Source organism: Bartonella sp. AD24XZML (assembly GCF_042196485.1).
Taxonomy (GTDB): domain Bacteria; phylum Pseudomonadota; class Alphaproteobacteria; order Rhizobiales; family Rhizobiaceae; genus Bartonella.
On record NZ_JBHIQH010000105.1, the window covers coordinates 34,244 to 53,095 of the forward strand.

Here is an 18,852-nt window from a genome sequence, read left to right on the forward strand (position 1 = left end):
ACAAACCATTGTTTATTGATTGGTATTATTTGAAGACCGGTGTGGGCTTTGTCCTTTTGGGGAAAGCTGACACAGCATGCAAGGTGATCAAGCATTTTTCTTTGGTTTCAGGTGATAAAATCAACATTTTAGGTGGAAAACAGACTATAATCTAAAAAATATCTTGTAAAAATTTTCGATGAGGAAATTTTTTTCAAAAGCCTTTCACATGATTTCCTGAGATTTCCTGAGATTTCCTGAGATTTCCTGAGATTTCCTGAGATTTCCTGAGATTTCCTGAGATTTCCTGAGATTTCCTGAGATTTCCTGAGATTTCCTGAGATTTCCTGAGATTTCCTGAGATTTCCTGAGATTTCCTGAGATTTCCTGAGATTTCCTGAGATTTCCTGAGATTTCCTGAGATTTCCTGAGATTTCCTGAGATTTCCTGAGATTTCCTGAGATTTCCTGAGATTTCCTGAGATTTCCTGAGATTTCCTGAGATTTGCAAGAGCCGTACAACGGAAAAAGATATGCAAATGCTTAATACGCGTTTAGCTTATCAAAAAGGGGGATATAATGGCACTTTTTCCATTTTCTATTGCTGATATTGATGATCCGGAATGTATTCGTGTGGTTCTTTATGCTAGCGGAAGAATGGGACATGCTCCTTTGAATGCTCTGTTGAAGCAAACACGTCAAGATCTCCAATGTTTTGATAAAATACAGACTCAAAATATTCTCCAACTTACACAGCGTTTGGATATTTTAGAACAACAATTGAAAACGATTATCAAAGATCTTGAAGATGTGAAACACAAACAAGACGCTGAAGAAGCGGATAAAAGTAAAACGATGGGTGATTAACCATCTCGATTTGTGTCTCTATGGGATTTAGCTCCTTTAAAGCAGTGAGATAGATAGTTGTGAACAAGATAGTTATTTGCCTGTCCATAGAGCATTTATTTTTTTGATCAACCAAAAATGAAAAAGAGGTATTCTATAATGAAAAAATTGATTTTAATATTTTTAGCTTTGTGTCTTACTGGACCAGCTTCTGCACGTTTGTGGACTATTTCAGATGATTGTTCAGATATCGGCGGAACAATGGTTCGCTCACAAATCATCAATAATATTTCTGTCATTCCATATAAAAATTTGCAAGGGGTAAATATTCTCTCTGTTTTAGAAACGAGGCCTACAGAAGAGCCAGAAATGTCAAAAATTGTAGGAAGAACATTTCATATTCAAAGTCCTGAGATTGTTGAGCTGGCCTATAGAGCTTACAGTACATCGCAATTCGTTGATATTTGTTACAGAAGTAACTATTCAATCAATGTTATTCGAGGGCTGAGAGTGCGTGATAATTAAGCGTATTATCTGTATTCGTTGTGACTTAAATAGGCGATGCTTGGAAAATGGTCAATCTTTTACACTAAGGCTATTTTAATCCTAGCAGTTTTCTGATTTACAGTTTTTACTCAGAGTATAATCGTTCATGTTTTACAGAATTCATGAGTTATCGGTATTGAGGATCTATCTTAAGATATTCAACTACAGTTGGTTCTATTTTAAACTGAGTGATTTTGTATCAATCGTCGTTTGAGCTTAGATGGCAATTTCATTCTAGCGTTTGGTGTTAGACAGATTTAAGCTTAGTGAGGCTGTAAATACGTGTCTTAATTGTCTTTGTTGACAGTATGCCGCTTGCGATAGGCAATAAATCATAGACACATTTTGAATCCGTAGAATGCACGTACATTAACAATGGCAGACATTGTCAGTGGTAGATATCGCCAATGGTAGAGCTTGTGCATACGGTGTTTTGTTGTGTGCATGAGTCATCATTCACGCGGCATCAATAAGGGAAGGCTTTGCTGTAGCGCCTGTAAAATAAATCGTGCAACAGCGGGGATAGAGGTAAGAATAGACTGAGATAAGGCAGTCTTATCACGGGCTAAAGCTGGTTAAAATTCTCGTCTTTAAGGAGGCGAGGAGGTTAAAAATATCCATTAGATTGCATGGGGGTGCATTTCATGTCCGTTGCAATAAATTTAAAAGAGGTAAATTATGAAAAGCTTTTTGAAAAAAATATCCATCGTTTTGGTGATAATAGCATTAACAACAGGTGTTTCTCATGCTGGAGTTTATGAACAAAACGGTTATCTTAATTCGGTTCAAGTCGTTAGCGCAGGAGCACAATGTCTCCTAGAGCTCAGATACGGTATCAGCCCTACTTCAGACATTCAAAAAGGTGTTTGGGGCTGTGATAACATTGTTGGAAAAAGTATTTTGGATTTGGCAAAAACCGCAGTCATTTTGAACAGAAAAGTAATGGTTATTTTTGAAGCGGGTCATGTGCCAGCAAAAAGGGTTTTAGCCATCACTTTAAAATAAGATCAATAGGGGTTTTTCTCCCTTTTTATATCTGTAACGCTTCAAGAGGTTACAGGTATAAAATATGGAGTGTATATCAAAGGTATAAAAATGTTTCAAAGAGCATTCTCAGTATTTTTAGTGACAGTTTTATTTTTTTTCTTTTCAGATGTAAATCTGTCATATGCTATTGATCCTCCCCATATGGTTTTCCGTATAGATGATCGCTCTCCATCTGTTATATTCTTTGGAGGAGGTTTTGCCCCTTGGGGGGATGATCAGGATATCATACATCATGTAACTGGGCACTCTCTTGCTCAACAGACTTCAGCATTTGTGTCTACAACTGCAAATATGGATGCAGTTTACAGAATGGCGCGGCAACAGATTGCTAATAATCCTGATGAAACGTACTGGCTATATGAAATTATTCCAGATATAAATTTTTATTATGTTCCTAACTCACTCTTTGATACTGCCATGTCTGCTGACAACGTTGTTCAACATGAACAAGTTATGGATCTTTATTATGCATATTTATGGCAGGATGAATGGGCTTCGCTGGGGGCAATCAATACAAATCATATATACTCTGCAAGAAGTATTATGCGGCAAGCGAATGGCGATATTGTCATTGGTCCTAGAACCTTTAATTCTCTTTTTGTTGCCGCTCCATCACAAGTAAATTCGGGGACACTTCCTTCACAAGATTACACTTTTTTATCAGCTTATTATTCTGATAGCGAGGATGCGTTATCTCCAATGTCACTGGCATTTCTTGTAGAATCCTGTAACAGCTCTTCATCCAGTGGTCATATGGAGCGTTCTGGGGATTCTTCCTGCAGCACATACAAACATTCTGTTGATGATATTATGTATAAAATGAATCTATGGTATGAAGCTCTTTAAAGAATTACAGCTATATCTTGCTATTTAATCAAAAACAAAAAAGTAGGAAGATAGCGCATTTCTGTTTTATTTGATTGGTTCTGATGCGCATAGTGCGTAGGGCAGAGAAAATTTTTCGGTATTATGAAGTGTGATAGGGGTGCTATAAAGCATAGGTGTGACATCATCAAAAATGGAAGCGTTGATTTAACAGTATTTGTTTACCTCGATTAGAAAATCCGTTCTTTTCTTTGTTTGGAGTTTTACATCAATAATTTCTTATCTTGTTGTCGTGCTGCTTTTTGAGAGTGCGGTGATAGAAGGCATGTAAGTTTTATATATTGAAGTGTTTGTGTGTGGTGAATATGGGGAGTGTTTTTTTCGTCATGTGATGAACTCTTCGGGCGGTGGGGATTTTGTCCATAAAGCGTCATAAAATATCGCTTTTTGTTCTATGGTGATAGAGATCCCATGAGGGGAAAAGACAAAGGGGAAAGTCAAGTGGATTTTGTGAGCCAATCATGTAAACTGGAACGAATTCCATGCGGATATAAATCAGGTTCTGTTTGTTGCATATAGCGCTATTTGTTGCATAACTTGTGATAGCCAATTCTCTAAATAAAGGGATTTGACCGGTAGCAGAAAAAAGGAATCATTACGAGACAGTAAGTGTGCTTGTTTCAGAATGTCTAATGCTTTTGCATGACAAAGGAACGCGAAACTCTGTCACGCCTTCCTTTCATATTTTCGAGTTCAGGGGTGTCCATATATTTTCTTCAACTTGATTTTTATGCATTGGACACAAGGGAATTGGATGCAAGGGAGTTGAAGGCTAGGGAATTGGATGCAAGAGATTGAGATATAAGAGATTGGGATGAACATTTTTGGGATAAGCAAAGCTAATATGTTACGCTCGTTGTTTTACAGCGCGTTTGATAAAAAGCTAGGACATCTTTCCAATCCATTATGTGTGTAACTTTAAGGCGTTGTTTTCTTAAGAGAGTGCAGAGCTTTTTTTGTTGCTTGTCAATCAACATCAAATTTCAAAGCTGTAGCATGTTTGAGAGAAAGAAGAATGAGAGCCTTACGGATTCAGAAGGGCAAAACTCTCTGAGCGATTCCAGCTTTTGTAAGCTAGACTTTATATATGCCAGATGAGGGCTGTATTTGAGTGATTTCTGAAATAGGAAGACAACCTTATTGAGAAAAAATATAAAGTCATATCAATCACTCTTCGGACTATCATCTTTTTCCTTTATAATTTTCAAAACTATCTATAGCAATATTATTTAAATAATGAAGATAATGCCTTATGCTTTTATGTATCGTGTGTCTTCTTGGGATCATGCCTCTCACATAAAAACAGAATGCCTCAAATATTAAAATATTATTTGTCTCCGAATATACATTTATTGCATATTCATGGACTTGTTTTTAAAGAGATATCCCACTCCCAAGTCCCTTTTACAAGAACACTCGTCAATGGTATAGGGGTAAAGCCCCTATGAAATGTATAAAACTTATAAGGTAACTCCCTCATCTTTATGCTTCATAAAAGTGCAGGTTGGTACTCTCATATATTTTTCCAGTTTCCAATGTTACGAAAGCCTTGGTTCGTGAGACGATTCATAAGAGGCATATGCCTTTTTTGTACAGTTTTTAATCCACATACCAGCTCCGCTTGTAACTTGCAAGCGACATGGTTTTGATCGTTCCAACAGAAAACAAATTTAGGATGAGAGAATCCTGTGGTATTAGGGTTTCTCATTCAACGTGCAAAACAATAAATACTCTTTATAAATCAATATGACATGTCTTAAAGAAGACGAATTGTTTATAAAGCCGCATGGATGAAGAATCTTCGTCTTTTAAGGTGGTGAAAGAAAATCATAATCCCTATTTTTTCATAAAGGGCATGAGAAAAGTGTTTCATAAGAATTATATACGATAAGAATTATACGATAAAAAAGAGAGTCTTTTGACATAAGAGTCTTGATCGTTTGCGGCTATAACCTGTATTGTGTACACAGATACTTCTATCATTTTTTGCTGTAAAAGCTTCTCTTGGGATATTAAAGGGTACAATCTTTATGGAAAAAAGAATCCGAGCAAGACAAAAGGCTTATTTCAAAAGATTATATCGCAAGATTGCTTTTGTTTGCATAATACTTTTTTGTATAGTGTTTTTGTGTTTTGTTGTTGCAAAGGTGGTTAGTTATTTTTCTTCTCATAAAAAAGTAACACAACAAGCACCCGTTGAATTGGTTATTCCTGTTTTTGATCTACGCGTATATTGCAAGGAAATTTCTGCTTCCGTTATGCCCGATATGAAAAGAGAGGTTTATCAGCATTGTCTTAATTTGGAAAGTGAGGCCTATTTTGCTATTCGTGAAATGTGGGATAAGCTTTCTGATAGTGCTAAAAAACAATGTTTGACGAGGGTCCGTCCTGGGGATGGAAATTATTTTCTCTTACGAGACTGTTTTCTGAATGAAAGAGAAAATAAAACAGGCAAAAGGCGCAATTACTTTTAAGTTTTTATATGGAAAGTTAAAAGGATGCGAATTTTGATGAAAAGATAAAAACCTCTTAAATTACTATCTGCCTCAAGAGCAGTAGAAATTTGACTTATTTATCTTGTTATATCGCACTTCTTATTTAAGGTGTGGCGACATAAGGTATGGATGGCTTCCTTGAAATGTTTAAGGGGGCGTGGTGGAGTTTCAGGAGGATTTGTTGCGCTTTTTTAAGGGAAATAACGAGTGTGGGAAATCCATTTCGTGATGGTTCTGGTGAATGGTATAATGGTAAAACCCTTATGAAATGTATAAAATTTATAAAGAAAGTTCATCTTTATGGTTTAAAAAAGAGTAAGCCGGTACTATCTCACACTTTGCTCGCTCCCAATGGTGCCTCTCGACAACCCTTTCGCCTTAGAGACGGTTCATAAGAGGCACTTTTTTATCGTTTTTACTCCACGCAGGTTTTCCCACATGTAACATGCAAGAAAAAGAGATTGATTCAACAGCAAACTGATTGAGGATGAAAAATGCTACGGTATTAAGTTTTCTTACTCAACACAAAAAATATGAATTATCATTACAGATCAATTCAGTGTATGAATTTTATAAGTATTTTCATTGTTGACAGATCAGTGTGATTTGAGAACTTGCCTTTTTTGAGGGTGTAAGTCAATAGACATGACAAAAATGAGTAAAAAAACATTCCTTTTATAAACATTTACGGCTTCTTCATGCGTAAAGCGCTGTGCTGGGTTTAAAAATGTGCTTGTTTTATAATTCTAGTTTTCTTTATCAGAAAATTCTTTATCAGAAAAGATAAGTTAAGTAAGGAAATACGTTAGGCCATTCTTATTGATAGGCTTTGAGGAGGGTATTTTTTTGAGAAGAAGCTGATTTTTAAAAAAGTGTGACATATTGGTCGTTTTTTTCATAATTTGATATTTTTTTGTATTTAAATATTTTGTTTTTAATCTCAATTTGTTATAAATAAAAACTGTGATTAACTTAAAAACTCTATGGGTTAAAATAAAAATTGATAGTATCATTGACTTGTTTGGGAAAGAAGATTGATCTCTTGGTGATTATAGGGCTTGAATAATACTTCGTGTTAATCTATCTATAAAAGTTAAGAGGTTTTGTGAGGCGATCGTGGATTATCGCTCGCAAGGGGTTGCTTTAGCGATGAAGAGAGGCTATATTTATAAAATAAAGAGGTTCGCGCAGTGACTCGTTGGGAGGGAAGTGCTTAAGAGTTAAATGCACGAGGGGGTAGAGAATATCGGCGTTTTTAGGAGCGGTGGTTTTAGAGCAAAAAAGGAAGCTTATACTATTCTCTGGCAGGAATTTTTTCTTTGTCAGGGGTGTTATATGTGTGTTTTCCTTTTTGTTTTCCACAAGATAATTATTTTTTTAGTGAAATATGGTTTATTTTAAAAAAAACACTTGGCATTTTACGTGAACATCATTAGGTTTCTGCTGTTTGACAGAGAAAAAGGGAATTTTTGATTTACGATTTCCCTGCTGTTTTGTGATTTTCAAGAAAATATATGCTTTTATCAATATCAGTAGGGTTCGTTTGAGTGAAATAAACGCGGATAGCTTGATAATCGTATGTTAAACATGATCAGCATTATCAAAAGATAATGCAATGAGGAAGCGTCAATTAAGACACACATAAGACAAACACTCCAAAAAGGGATAAAGATGAGGCCACAACAAAATAGACGGGTACGCGGTCGCAATAATAACAATAATGGTAATAACAATAATAATCGTCGCGGTCCTAATCCGTTGTCTCGCAATTATGAAAGTAGCGGTCCGGATGTTAAAATTCGCGGGAATGCTCAGCAAATTGCCGATAAATACATAAGCCTTGCGCGTGATGCACAAGGTGCAGGCGATCGTGTTATGTCGGAAAATTATTTACAACATGCCGAGCACTATTTGCGTATTATTTTAGCAGCAACTGGGCAAATGTCTCAATCGGTTCGGCGTGATGAAAATCGTGGTGATGAAAACGAAAATCGTGATGAAAACAATGGGCAAGAATGCGGTGAAATAAATCTTGATGGTGAAAAAAAGGATGCTGTCGAGGGTGATACAGATGTATTACAAATGTCGTCGCAAAAAAATGGTAATGACCAATATGATAAAGCGCAAAATGGGGATGCGCGAGAAAACGCTTTAGAGGCTCTATCGGATGAAAAAACAGATCAAGAGCACTGCCTCTCTGAGAAAAATGTTGAACCTGTCAAAAAAATACGTCGTTCTCCTCGTCGACGTACTGTACGGACTCAAGATGAATCATCTCTTGAGCTTTCACTTACAACAGCAGAAAGCTCTAGCAATGGAGATGCATCAACAGCAACAAAAACAGCAACAAAAGAGGATTCTTCTTTGCCTGGATTAGGTGAGGAGATACAGAGAAAACCACGCCGTCGCCGAGTGGTCAATCTTGAGGCAGAGGAAAATGTTTAAACCTGAAGGGGGCTGTGTAAGCGCGCTTGTGTGGTGATGTTATTGGTATCATGATAGTAAATTATAATATGCTCAAGAAGCTTCTTGCGCTTTCCTTGAGTTTTCACGGGGCAGTATCAGGAACTTAACGAAGGCTGTTGGCAGAAAAGATTGCCTCTTTGCTGAGATTTAAGTGAGGGGATATAAAGAAAACCACATCCGTGTATTTTAAGAGTTAGTTCTTGTATGAAGAACGCAATGTCGTTGTTTTATTTAATTCACACTTATATTTAATATTATTCAATGTATTCATGCCCATTTCGCGCTGGTGTTCATGAATTCTATCATGTGAAATCCATCGGTTATCTTTGCTTAATAAAAGATGTAAGCTGGGCGTTATTGCTTTAATTTTCAATGTTGCAACAGTTCTTCTTTTGATACCGGATCATTCATAAGAGGTATTTTATTCATCGATTTCCTTGCTAGGATATGTGAGGAAATGATTTTGATGAGCTTCATCATAAATAGATTTGAGATGAGAGAATCTTACAGTATTTGAGGTTCTCATTTGACGTGCAAAATAAATCATCACTATAAATTAATATGTTGAATTTTTGCACTCAAGAAGAGGTATTTCTTGCACGTTCATTAGCTTTTCCCAAGTGATGTCATTTTCTTAAAATGGGAATGCGTTGACAGAAAGGTTTCTTCTTTTCCAAGATTTAAGTGAAGGGATACAGTAAAAAACGCGCCGTCGCCCGTGTGATGAATATTTAATGATTATCACATTGATTTATAATAATAATTCATTGTTTTGAATGTTAGGTGAGAGCCCCTAAACCCCTAGAATTCTCTCATTTCCAAATTTGTTCCATGTTGAATCAACAAAAAACATTCGCTTGCACGTTGCAAGCGGGGGAGAGCCCGTGTGGATAAATTTGTATAAGAAGGAATAAAAATGGCTCTTATGCACTCTCTCTAGCGCCAAGGATTATCGGCAACACCCACGCGCTGGCAAAGCGTGTGATAATGCCGGCTTGCAGAAAATGTTTAAACCTTCAAGGATGCTATGTCAGCGCTTATTGATGTTAGTTTGCTTAATGAGGCATTATCTTCGATCTCTCTTTTGTTGTTTCAACAGAAAGAATGGAGACAAGTGCACCGGTGTGATAATTGTAAATCATAAATTTTGTTTGTCCATCAGGGGTTAAAACTTTCAGTACAATATTGTGTTCTGAGAGGCTTTGCGACAAAATCTGTGTTTTTTCCGGTAGAGAGAGCGTATGATGGATAACGTGTGGGTTTTTGCTGAGAGAGGAAGATAGCTCTGTTTGTTTTGGCGCTGATCCGGTTTTTATCACTTTATAAACAATTAAAAACAGTACAGTTAGAATAAGGAAAAGCGTTATTAAAACGGAAATAATCATTAAACCCATAAGTTTTTTTCTTACTCGTTCTACAGCAGGGTCTAAAGGGAGATCTTGAGGCAGAGAATTTTGCTCTGTGTGATGGTCTTTTGAAGGTTGCATTCGCTTATTATCCATCATGTCTTTCATTGATTATTTTTTTGAGATCTGATGGGTTTATGCTTTTAAAGTTTTTTGTGCAAGAGGTTTGTGGAAGAAGAATGCAAAAGAGGAAGCGATGTTGGTAAAATATCTTCTTTGTGTACTGTAGACAGCTTGTTCTTTACGTTTTGGCTTTTAAGCAGGAAATTTCCATGGTTTGTTACAGACCAGATCAAGTTTACTTCTTGTTGATGTAATTTGGGGTGTACATTTATACATTGAGCAAAAATTTGTTGTCCATAAAATGCAAACTTTTTTGTGGACGGGACCATGGCCTGTTCACAAGCTTGAGCCGTGGGATAGATTTTAACCATTGTATTGTTCGAATAGCAACTATTAAAATCATCTGTACATGAAACTAATAAGAGGATAAAAACAAGGGGATTCATCAATTATTTTCCAAATGACAGGTTGACAGCGCGGACTCCAATTTGTCAGCCTAGGGGCTTCTTCACTATTAAACGGTTTTACAGTTTTTTGGTTCCCCTTTGAGATGCGGGTTCTATAGTGAATTAATCAAAGTCATTGGCTTGCACGTCATAAAAGGGTGTGTGTGGGGGCTCTATGTTGGTGGGTAATATTTGAAAAAAGACTGAAATGCCTCTTATGGAGGCTCTCAAAGGTCAATGGCTGTTGTAACATGAGAGACAAATGGTATGATGATGCTCAGCTACTACTTTTATGAAGAGAAAAGGGGTATGAAGGTAAAGAAGGATGTGGCGTAACAAGGGGCGGTTTTGATGGTTCACTTTACGGGGGCTATTATATCTTATTTACAGATACTGTTTTGAAATGAGCGTGGATGCGCTGAGAAATATTAAAAAAGTGCGTGAATGAGGGACACAAGTGTATTCTGTTTTAGGATGCCCTATTGTAACTGAAGAGGATATCTCCATTAAAGAATGCGATAAATAAAAGCATAAAATGTGTAATTTACATCAATTAATTGTCGTTGTCGTGGAGGCTTTAAGCCCGTAAATTTGAAGAGTGATGATGGATATTAGCTTTACTCCTTGAAATTTCATATTCTGCCAAAATAAAATTATATACGCATTGCGAAAATTACACAAAAAGAGATGGATAATAGCCTCGCTTTTATTTTGCATATAAAAGCTGAAACGGTTTGCTCTTTATCGTTTTGGTTTCTGTTTTAAAATATGCCGGTTATATAAGGGATGGAAGTTGATTGACAGCGGGAATGGATTTTATGTGGCTTTTAGTTCTCATCGTTAAGGTTTTGGGGAACTATTGGGGGACTATAGAGGTTAGTTTAAAGAGGTTGGAAAATATCTTTGTGCTTAATAAACAGATGAGACATTTTATTAAAAAAGGGGAAACTTCTCTTGTTTATTGTTTGAAATGCTCTTTTAAGAAAAAATATCAAAATAAGTATCAGGAACAGAGAGGCAATAGACAATTCCTTCTTGTGTCAATTTGAGAGAAGCTGAACCATTCACGGAAATGGGAACGATTTTTTCGAGAACGGCACTACCAAAACAGGCTTTTTTATTGTTTGTGGGAGGGATGCCGGATTCAAAATTTTCATGCCAAGTGATGATAAGTTGCGTTTTGCCATTCAGTTTTGTTTCGATTTCACAGCGTACACAGATGCTCCCCTTTTCTTGGGAAAGGGCTCCAAAAGAAAGAGAATTGACAATCAGTTCATGAAAAGCCAAACCGATATGCAAAGCGGCATTGGGAAAAAGATAAGGATCGACGCCTTCAAGTGAAAAACGTTCTGTTTCTTTCATAAAATAGCCTAAAGCCTGCGTTTGGACCAATTCGCGAAATTGAGCACCGCGCCAATCTGAATCAGTGATCAGATCTTGAGAATGAGAAAGAGAATGAAGACGACCTTGAAATTTTCGTAAAAAAACCTGAAGAGATTCAGTATAGCGGGCGGTTTGGCTGGCAATACTTTGAATGATCGCTAGAAGGTTTTTAGAACGGTGACTGACCTCGCGAAGAAGGATTTTAAGCACTTGTTCACGGCGGCGTAAGCCGGAAATATTGACACCGGTGGTGATAATCCCAATAATGTCTTCGTTATCATTGCGGTGGCAATCAATAGAAAATTTGTACCAAATCTCTTGTTTATTTGTATCTTCAAAACGTGCCTCAACAGTTTGCATTTTGCCACTCGCTAAAACTTGCAGTTTGATGGTTTCCATATTGTCTGCAAGGTCAAGCGAAAAAAAGTCGTTGTCACGACACCCAACCCGCCATTTATTGTGTAAATGGTGTGGTAAGTTTTCAGCCCATAAATAAACCAGATTTGTTGCCTGATAGAGAACACAAATATCAGCACCACGAATCGCTTGCATGAGCGCACTCATATGAGATCTATCCATGGGGGACTTTGAAAGAGGCGTAACGATCATAATTTTAAGATGTTACTCTGTTCTAAGCCGCTTTAGAAGCATTCTCTTGAAAAAATAAAGCTTGGGAAATAAGTGCTTTCACCATATCAGGGTTAAAAGGTTTGGTCACTAAAAAAGTTGGTTCTGGACGCTCGCCGGTCAGTAGCCTTTCGGGAAAAGCCGTGATGAAAATCACCGGTATACGGTCATTTTTCAAAATCTCATTGACTGCGTCAATACCTGAACTGTTATCGGCTAATTGAATATCAGCCAAAATCAACCGTGGTTTTTTCTTATGATACATGATGACAGCTTCATCACGCGTGCGCGCTATTCCTACAACATGATGACCTAAGCTTTCTACCATTTGCTCAATATCAAGTGCAATAAGAGGTTCATCTTCAATAATCATTACTTCAGTGGCAATTTGTTGAGAAATATCAATGGATGCTTGGTTGAGCAGCTTACGGAATTCTTTCGTATCCAGATTCATGATTTCGCTGGCTTCTTGTTCATGAAATCCTTCAACGGCAATGAGCAAAAATGCTTGGCGTGCGCGGGGCGTGAGATAGGATAATTTGGCACTGGTTTTTTGTTCAAGACCAAATTGGGGCAGGGGTTCAGGGATGTTTGGTGTGGTTTGGTCAAAAAGATGGCAAAAAAGCCAATAGGTACCAATTCGGTCAGTGGAGGCTTTGGGAAAAATGGAGATGTCGGCAATGAGTGCTTCCAACATCGCTGAAACATAAGCATCGCCAGAGGATTGGCTACCGGTGACAGAGCGGGCAAAACGCCGAAGATAGGGAAGATGCGGGGCAATGCGCGTTGATAATGACATAATTTATAACTCCTTTGACCTTTCAAGCATTTTGTTGGTTGAAATTCTCAACCGATAAAAAAGTTCCTTGATTTGTATGGAACTTTTTACCGGCAGCTATATTTACAACCATAAGGCGAAAAATTCTTCGCGGTACTACTAGTAATATATGGATTAGGGGGATGAAAAATGAACGACCGTGATGAAAAAAATCTCACCACACAATTTAGAGTTGGAGATGATCTTCTCGGGGTCAATAGCGAAATAGCACGGAAGTTACGTCAATTTTACATGGAAATTCAAGAAGAAGCACTGCCACGGTGTTTGCTTGAGCTTTTAGAAAAGTTGGAGCGCGCAGAGCAATTTGGCTTAAACAATGTGGAAAAGGTTTGAATCCTTTATGTCAAAGTGCGCGAAAAACTTTAAACAAGAACTCCTTTCTGTGTTGCCGGCTTTACGAGCTTTTGCTGTTTCTTTAAGTGGCAAGCACGATAAAGCCGAAGATTTGGTCCAAGATACTGTTATGAAGGCATGGGCTAAGCAAGATAGTTTTGAGATGGGAACTAATCTTAAAGCTTGGCTTTTTACCATTTTGCGCAATGAATTTTATAGTCAAATGCGTAAAAAGGGAAGAGAAGTTCAAGATACCGACGGCGTGTTTACTCAAAATGTCGCTGTTCATCCTGCTCAATATGGATCACTTGATTTGCAAGATTTCAAAAAAGCCTTAAATTTGCTTTCTGCCGATCAAAGAGAAGCCATTATTCTCATTGGCGCATCGGGGTTTTCTTATGAAGATGCTGCGGCTATTTGTGGTTGTGCTGTTGGAACCATTAAAAGCCGTGTGAGCAGGGCGCGTAATCGATTACAAGAACTTCTTAAAGTCAATGGTGAGTCTGATTATGGTCCTGATTCTTACTCAGCTGGAAGTACATTGTGTTCATTTAACGGCTAAAAAAGCATAATAATTATGATTGATAGCCTTGTTTTTTTTATTCCCGTTATAGCTATTACAGTAAAGTCAGTATCTGAGGGAATTCAGAAGTTTGGCCTGTATCTTTAAGAACACAAGAAAAGCCTGTATAAAACTTTCTCACGGGCTTTAGGTTTTATGTTCCATAAGGTTGCCTTCCTTTGTGCTGAAAAATGACGACTTTCAAGTTCGCCAATGGACATTCTATGACAACAAAAACAAATTTGATGCCTCAAATGCCTTCTTCTGATGCAACGATATCACGCTGGCGGTGGGGTGCGATTGTTGTTTCTCTTGTTATGGCTCTTTTGGCATCGGTTTTTATTATGTTGCTTTCAAATGCCGTTGATCGAGAAGTTGCACAGTTGAATACAAGTTCAGAATTGCGCGAACAGGCTGATTTAGTCCTTATTAGCCTGATTGATATGGCTGTTGCTGACCGCAGCTATGCAAAAACGCGCAAGGCGGAAGATAAAATACGTTTTGAAAATGCAGAGCGGGAGTTGGGGAATATTCTCGACTATATCGCACTTATTGTTTATGCGCATCCGCAGTGGTATAAATGGTTTACGGCTTTTAAAGAAGAGGTTGAAGCACGAAAAGCCTTTATGAATGCCCATATGCGTGCTCTTGATGCGATTCCTGAACAACCTTCTCAACCTTCTCATGCGGACTCTTTGGAAGTATCAAAGATTCCTGTAGCACGTTTAGCTCAATTGATGACAAGCTTTATTAATGGGGATGATGTGGTGCGACAAAAACAGCGTGAGGGTATCGCATTGATGCGGGCGGCTTTGACATTGGCGGCTATTGTTTCCGTTGTGAGTACCTTTATTTCTGCCTATTTTGTTATTAATCGTTTTCATCGTGATATGCGCTCTTTAAAATTGTATCAATTGCTGCTTCATAGTGAAAATATCGCTCTGGAAGCCCGCGTGAAAGAACGAACACAAGAATTAGAAAGAGCACGTAATCACGCTGAAAAAGAACGCCAACGGGTTGAAATATTGTTGCAGGATGCAAGCCATCGTATTGGCAATTCTCTTGGGACGGTGTCTTCTTTGTTGGGGCTCCAGTTAAACCGGAGCAAAAATGAAGAGGTCCGTGCTGTTCTAGGGGCTGCACGTGATCGTATTCAGACAATTTCTACAGCACATCGTCGTTTGCGCTTAAGTGATGATATGGAAACGACACTATTGGCAGAGTTTCTCAGCTCTGTTGTGCATGATGTCGAATTGGCAGTCCCTTTTGAATTGCGTGAAAACATCACCATTCACACCAACTTTAAAGATTATCGCCTGTCTTCAAGAGATGCGACAACACTTGGAATTATCCTTGGCGAGTTGCTAACCAATTCCTTAAAACATGCCTTTCCTGATCAACGGTCTGGTCATATTTATATCTCCTTTGGTCCCCAGAAAGATGGACAATTGATGCTCATTGTAGAAGATGATGGCGTGGGAATGAAAAGCCAAACTTTAAAACAAAAAACAGGACTTGGTCGTGTGGTCGTGGAACAGCTCTGTATGCAATTTGGTGAAAAACCTCTATTTGAAACTTCTGCTTTAGGAGGTACAAAGATTGTCATTCCTTTGCCAAAACTTAGCATGAATAGTTCAAAAAAAAGCTCTGACTGATTTTTTAAAAGGGTAAATTTTCTCTTTGCCAGTGGCATGCTGCCTTTGATTCATCGTGAAGGTATGGGGAGGGCATCTTTTCACAAGAAGAAGGAAAAATACGGCTTCAGTAGCGCGAACACAGCACCATTCATATCAGATTGTCAATTGCCTTCAAGAGAAACAACTTTGCTTCTTTATCTTTTGGTGTATGTTTGATTTTCTCTCTTGTTGTTTTTTTGCTTTGTTGACTCCGATGATCGGCTTTCAAAGTTCTCCTTTCTTAGAGCTTTGAAGTGCTTAAGTTAAAATTTAAATTTATTTTGAATAAGTGCTCCTTTAAGCCAATCGTAAGCTCTATTGCTTTGCAAAAAGATTGTTTTTTCAAGTTTTGTTATTTTTTTGTAAGGCATGTGAAACTTTAAATATAGGGTATTTTTGTAAAAGTGTGTAACAAATATTCTCAAGGATAACTTGCTCAGAAAGTTTATGAAACACCGTTCTTTATGGCTATGAACAGCATAAGCATTCAACAAGTGGAATCTATTCAACAAGAAGTCGGGTTGTTTATAGAATGATATGGATTTTAGAATCTTCGTTCTTTAGAAAAACTCACCTTTGATTTGAGATTTTATTGCATGACAAATAAGGACGGGCTATCGTTTTGATAAAATAAACAATAAAGAGTTAGCCTTTTGGGGTTTCATATTTTTCACTTTTCTATTGTGCGTAAACCTGAAAAGGGGAGGGCGTTTTATTTTTAATCATTGTGATGCGACCTTGGGTGGTGGCATCTTTCGGCAAATTCTTTATAGATATTTAAAGTGCGGAAATCTCTTTAAGAAAAATAAGCGCTAAAGCATATTTTTAGATGTTTTGAGTCGTAAAAATGCAGATGCTTTCATGCTTTAAGTTTCTTCGGAGGAGGTTATCGGGCTGTTGATCAAGGCATCAATATTGTTTTTTTCTTGTAGGAATGTTTGTAGGTCTTGATTGGTTAAGGCTTTGCTATCCGGTATACGAATGCGCATGGGATCAACTTTGACGCCATTGACAATGATTTCAAAATGACAATGGGGACCGGTTGCCATTCCTGTTGTTCCAACATACCCAATGATTTGTCCTTGTCGTACTTTCACGCCTGGTTTGATGTCTGGTGCATAACGGCTTTGGTGTGAATAACTGCTGACATATCCATTGGCATGTTGAATTTCTGTGTGATTTCCATAGCCACCTGTTACACCTACTCTTGTAACAATACCATCTCCTACAGCAATAATGGGTGATCCTTTAGGAGCAACCCAATCAACTCCTGTATGCATGCGCACATAGCCTAAAATAGGATGTTTGCGTGGACCAAAGGGAGAGCCAAAAATGCCATTTGGTGTGGGTTTGCGCAGCAAGAAAGGCTTTGAACTTTTCCCTTCAGAATCATAATAATCAACGCTTCCATCTTTTAATTGATAACGGTAATATTTATAAGTTGTATTCCCAAAAGTTGCACTAATATAACGAATTTCTGGATCAGCGTTTTTGGAGGGTTCTTTGGCTTTCAAATTCTTTTTACCGTTTTCGTTTTCTTTATCGCTTTGTGGTACGGCATAAAATATTTCGATTTGATCATTGGGGGTTATCGGACTTTTCATGTCAATATTGGTGGCAAGCAGACGAATAAGACGATGAGAGAGAGATTGTGATATATTATGGCTTAGCAAAGCACTATAGAGTGCATCATAAGCTGTTGGTAATTGCGCACTATTGATATAAGAATGCGGAATACCATTTTGAAAAGCCGTTTTAAGAGCTTTAGACATTTTAGGCTCTGTGCTTTCAATGAATTGGCCTTTATCATTCAGGGCAATGGTGAGAATATGATGCATCCCTTGATAGATACTTGCGCGTACGAGATGATCTTCTTCACCAGCTTGTGTCACGATACCAATGCGTAAAAGGCTTCCCTCTTTAAGGGAATCGGAAAGGCTTATTTTTTCTAGCGTTTTTACAACCTGGTCAATTTGCTTTTTTGTATAACTGGTTTTTTTGAAAGCATCGGCTATCGTTTGTTTTTTACGAATAGGAATAATATCTTCAACATAGTTTTTCGTCAGATCGATACGGTGACTTTGAGGAGAAACGGTTACATTTTCTTGAACGATTCGAACTTCAGGGGATTCTGTGCTTTGGGAAGGGGAGGATACATCTTCTAATTTTAAAGGATCAATCAATGTGAGAACTGAAAGAAGTTCGGAGCTCTTTTCTAAAGTAAATCCAGCTTTTTGCACTTCTTGTTGTGCCTCTTCATCTGTCAATGTGTCGCTGTCATCAAAATCGAATTGATTTACCTTAAAATCATAGCTGCGTAAGGTGAGTTTTGTTTCAACCTTTGCACCGTAAATCTGCCCAGAATCTTCTTGTGGTGCGATATTTTGATTTTTAGAATCACTGGCAAGAATGCTTAAAGAATCAAATTTTGGATAACTATATTTCTGGGGGCGATTTTCGGCTAAAGCCATACGAATCCATTCAAAATGTTGTGTTTGAATGACTTTTTCATCGCCTTTTTTTTGTAGAATCGATAGTTCAAATTGACGTTTTCTGTCAAAGCTTTGCCGTGCATGGGTGGGAGAAATACGATCACCTTTATAGCCATTGGCCTCAGGGTCTTGTGATTCTGATAGGTTTTCTTGCGTAAACCATTGTGGCGGTGTTACCAATCGCTGTTGTTCATCAAGAGCCGTAAAAAGTGCAATCCCCATAAGAATGCAGGAAGTGATTCCTGTCAGAATGGTTCCCGTAAGCCAACGAGCAGAGACCTGTCGGTGCGCAGGCCGCAAACGCTTGACGACAAGAGCAGGATCTTGTCCAGGATCGTTTTTTTGTTGTTCGTTATCCCACATAGATTTATAAGAGTACTTTTCAATATTAAATAAAGAAAGCTAGATAGATAGCTTAGCATGCTTCTACAGGAATTTGATTCTTTTTACAAATTACAGATCATGCGATTCTCTTTATACAGCAATGTCTTTATAAATCGTATCTGCGCAGAAAATTTTCCCTATTAAAGTAGCATAAAACAAGCGTTATTGTGATTAACTCATTCCTAGGCAACTTCCTATTTTTATGCATTGCAATGGGGTGCTATATTTTACTTTAAAGGCGCCATGCTCTCTTTGAACTCCTTGCTGTTTTCATGTTTTATTTTTATGAAGGCAGATTTTGCCAATAATATCTTGAAATAGGATTTTTTGTTTAATATTTTATTGGTATTGTTTGGGGCATTTTATTTAAAAAAAATAA

At 37.7% G+C, this 18,852-nt stretch carries 16 protein-coding genes; 10 read left to right on the forward strand and 6 right to left on the reverse strand.

Going from position 1 to position 18,852, the window contains the following annotated elements; translation table 11 throughout:
• Window positions 1-557 precede the first annotated feature (557 nt).
• The 4 genes from ACFIMX_RS09665 (at window position 558) to ACFIMX_RS09680 (ending at window position 3,263) form a co-directional block, all read left to right on the forward strand.
• Window positions 558-845, forward strand: a complete 288-nt coding sequence (locus ACFIMX_RS09665; protein WP_273791311.1) for a hypothetical protein — start codon at window positions 558-560, stop codon at window positions 843-845.
• A gap of 138 nt (window positions 846-983) precedes the next feature.
• Entirely contained in the window at window positions 984-1,349 is a 366-nt protein-coding gene (locus ACFIMX_RS09670) for a hypothetical protein (RefSeq protein WP_375617995.1), read from the forward strand.
• Between the two features lie 699 nt (window positions 1,350-2,048).
• The gene (locus ACFIMX_RS09675) at window positions 2,049-2,375 is read left to right on the forward strand and encodes a hypothetical protein (RefSeq protein ID WP_375617996.1); all 327 of its coding nucleotides are present in this window, start codon (window positions 2,049-2,051) and stop codon (window positions 2,373-2,375) included.
• A 90-nt stretch (window positions 2,376-2,465) separates the two neighbouring features.
• Entirely contained in the window at window positions 2,466-3,263 is a 798-nt protein-coding gene (locus ACFIMX_RS09680; protein WP_375617997.1) for a hypothetical protein, read from the forward strand.
• Between the two features lie 242 nt (window positions 3,264-3,505).
• On the opposite strand, the gene ACFIMX_RS09685 is transcribed toward ACFIMX_RS09680, so the two are convergent.
• Window positions 3,506-3,676: a hypothetical protein gene (locus ACFIMX_RS09685; protein WP_375633301.1), complete on the reverse strand. Its 171-nt coding sequence runs from the start codon at window positions 3,674-3,676 to the stop codon at window positions 3,506-3,508.
• Between the two features lie 1,656 nt (window positions 3,677-5,332).
• On the opposite strand from ACFIMX_RS09685, the gene ACFIMX_RS09690 reads away from it, so the two are divergent.
• From ACFIMX_RS09690 to ACFIMX_RS09700, 3 genes are all read left to right on the forward strand, one after another.
• Window positions 5,333-5,776 carry a hypothetical protein gene (locus ACFIMX_RS09690; RefSeq protein ID WP_375610680.1) on the forward strand — a complete coding sequence of 148 codons (444 nt, stop codon included), beginning with the start codon at window positions 5,333-5,335 and terminating at the stop codon, window positions 5,774-5,776.
• Between the two features lie 230 nt (window positions 5,777-6,006).
• Entirely contained in the window at window positions 6,007-6,192 is a 186-nt protein-coding gene (locus ACFIMX_RS09695; RefSeq protein ID WP_375694390.1) for a hypothetical protein, read from the forward strand.
• 1,276 nt (window positions 6,193-7,468) lie between these two features.
• Window positions 7,469-8,242, forward strand: coding sequence for a DUF4167 domain-containing protein (locus ACFIMX_RS09700; RefSeq protein ID WP_375694391.1), 774 nt, complete (start codon window positions 7,469-7,471; stop codon window positions 8,240-8,242).
• Between the two features lie 1,076 nt (window positions 8,243-9,318).
• On the opposite strand, the gene ACFIMX_RS09705 is transcribed toward ACFIMX_RS09700, so the two are convergent.
• From ACFIMX_RS09705 to ACFIMX_RS09720, 4 genes are all read right to left on the reverse strand, one after another.
• Window positions 9,319-9,765 (reverse strand): hypothetical protein, encoded by a 447-nt coding sequence (locus ACFIMX_RS09705; protein WP_375618011.1) that lies wholly within the window; start codon window positions 9,763-9,765, stop codon window positions 9,319-9,321.
• A 47-nt stretch (window positions 9,766-9,812) separates the two neighbouring features.
• On the reverse strand, window positions 9,813-10,178 hold the full coding sequence (locus tag ACFIMX_RS09710; RefSeq protein ID WP_375618012.1) for a hypothetical protein: 366 nt from the start codon (window positions 10,176-10,178) through the stop codon (window positions 9,813-9,815).
• Between the two features lie 978 nt (window positions 10,179-11,156).
• Window positions 11,157-12,170 (reverse strand): sensor histidine kinase, encoded by a 1,014-nt coding sequence (locus ACFIMX_RS09715; protein ID WP_375694392.1) that lies wholly within the window; start codon window positions 12,168-12,170, stop codon window positions 11,157-11,159.
• A 22-nt stretch (window positions 12,171-12,192) separates the two neighbouring features.
• A complete protein-coding gene (locus tag ACFIMX_RS09720; RefSeq protein ID WP_273791319.1) occupies window positions 12,193-12,987 on the reverse strand; it encodes a response regulator in 795 nt (264 codons plus the stop codon).
• 168 nt (window positions 12,988-13,155) lie between these two features.
• On the opposite strand from ACFIMX_RS09720, the gene ACFIMX_RS09725 reads away from it, so the two are divergent.
• The 3 genes from ACFIMX_RS09725 to ACFIMX_RS09735 all read left to right on the forward strand — a co-directional run bounded on the left by ACFIMX_RS09725 (window position 13,156) and on the right by ACFIMX_RS09735 (window position 15,576).
• Window positions 13,156-13,359: a NepR family anti-sigma factor gene (locus ACFIMX_RS09725; protein WP_375610684.1), complete on the forward strand. Its 204-nt coding sequence runs from the start codon at window positions 13,156-13,158 to the stop codon at window positions 13,357-13,359.
• A 7-nt stretch (window positions 13,360-13,366) separates the two neighbouring features.
• Window positions 13,367-13,921: an RNA polymerase sigma factor gene (locus tag ACFIMX_RS09730; RefSeq protein WP_375611691.1), complete on the forward strand. Its 555-nt coding sequence runs from the start codon at window positions 13,367-13,369 to the stop codon at window positions 13,919-13,921.
• Window positions 13,922-14,145: 224 nt separating this feature from the next.
• Complete coding sequence (locus ACFIMX_RS09735; protein ID WP_375694393.1) at window positions 14,146-15,576, forward strand: sensor histidine kinase; 1,431 nt, start codon at window positions 14,146-14,148, stop codon at window positions 15,574-15,576.
• A gap of 887 nt (window positions 15,577-16,463) precedes the next feature.
• On the opposite strand, the gene ACFIMX_RS09740 is transcribed toward ACFIMX_RS09735, so the two are convergent.
• Window positions 16,464-18,452: a M23 family metallopeptidase gene (locus tag ACFIMX_RS09740; protein ID WP_375694394.1), complete on the reverse strand. Its 1,989-nt coding sequence runs from the start codon at window positions 18,450-18,452 to the stop codon at window positions 16,464-16,466.
• Window positions 18,453-18,852 lie beyond the last annotated feature (400 nt).

Excerpts from the sequence above, each read along its gene's own strand:
- ACFIMX_RS09685 (WP_375633301.1), bottom strand. The coding sequence starts at position 3,676 with ATGACGCTTTATGGACAAAATCCCCACCGCCCGAAGAGTTCATCACAT.
- ACFIMX_RS09730 (WP_375611691.1), top strand. The coding sequence starts at position 13,367 with ATGTCAAAGTGCGCGAAAAACTTTAAACAAGAACTCCTTTCTGTGTTG.
- ACFIMX_RS09675 (WP_375617996.1), top strand. The coding sequence starts at position 2,049 with ATGAAAAGCTTTTTGAAAAAAATATCCATCGTTTTGGTGATAATAGCA.
- ACFIMX_RS09720 (WP_273791319.1), bottom strand. The coding sequence starts at position 12,987 with ATGTCATTATCAACGCGCATTGCCCCGCATCTTCCCTATCTTCGGCGT.
- ACFIMX_RS09700 (WP_375694391.1), top strand. The coding sequence starts at position 7,469 with ATGAGGCCACAACAAAATAGACGGGTACGCGGTCGCAATAATAACAAT.
- ACFIMX_RS09710 (WP_375618012.1), bottom strand. The coding sequence starts at position 10,178 with ATGAATCCCCTTGTTTTTATCCTCTTATTAGTTTCATGTACAGATGAT.
- ACFIMX_RS09735 (WP_375694393.1), top strand. The coding sequence starts at position 14,146 with ATGACAACAAAAACAAATTTGATGCCTCAAATGCCTTCTTCTGATGCA.
- ACFIMX_RS09725 (WP_375610684.1), top strand. The coding sequence starts at position 13,156 with ATGAACGACCGTGATGAAAAAAATCTCACCACACAATTTAGAGTTGGA.
- ACFIMX_RS09715 (WP_375694392.1), bottom strand. The coding sequence starts at position 12,170 with ATGATCGTTACGCCTCTTTCAAAGTCCCCCATGGATAGATCTCATATG.
- ACFIMX_RS09680 (WP_375617997.1), top strand. The coding sequence starts at position 2,466 with ATGTTTCAAAGAGCATTCTCAGTATTTTTAGTGACAGTTTTATTTTTT.
- ACFIMX_RS09740 (WP_375694394.1), bottom strand. The coding sequence starts at position 18,452 with ATGTGGGATAACGAACAACAAAAAAACGATCCTGGACAAGATCCTGCT.
- ACFIMX_RS09690 (WP_375610680.1), top strand. The coding sequence starts at position 5,333 with ATGGAAAAAAGAATCCGAGCAAGACAAAAGGCTTATTTCAAAAGATTA.
- ACFIMX_RS09670 (WP_375617995.1), top strand. The coding sequence starts at position 984 with ATGAAAAAATTGATTTTAATATTTTTAGCTTTGTGTCTTACTGGACCA.
- ACFIMX_RS09665 (WP_273791311.1), top strand. The coding sequence starts at position 558 with ATGGCACTTTTTCCATTTTCTATTGCTGATATTGATGATCCGGAATGT.
- ACFIMX_RS09705 (WP_375618011.1), bottom strand. The coding sequence starts at position 9,765 with ATGGATAATAAGCGAATGCAACCTTCAAAAGACCATCACACAGAGCAA.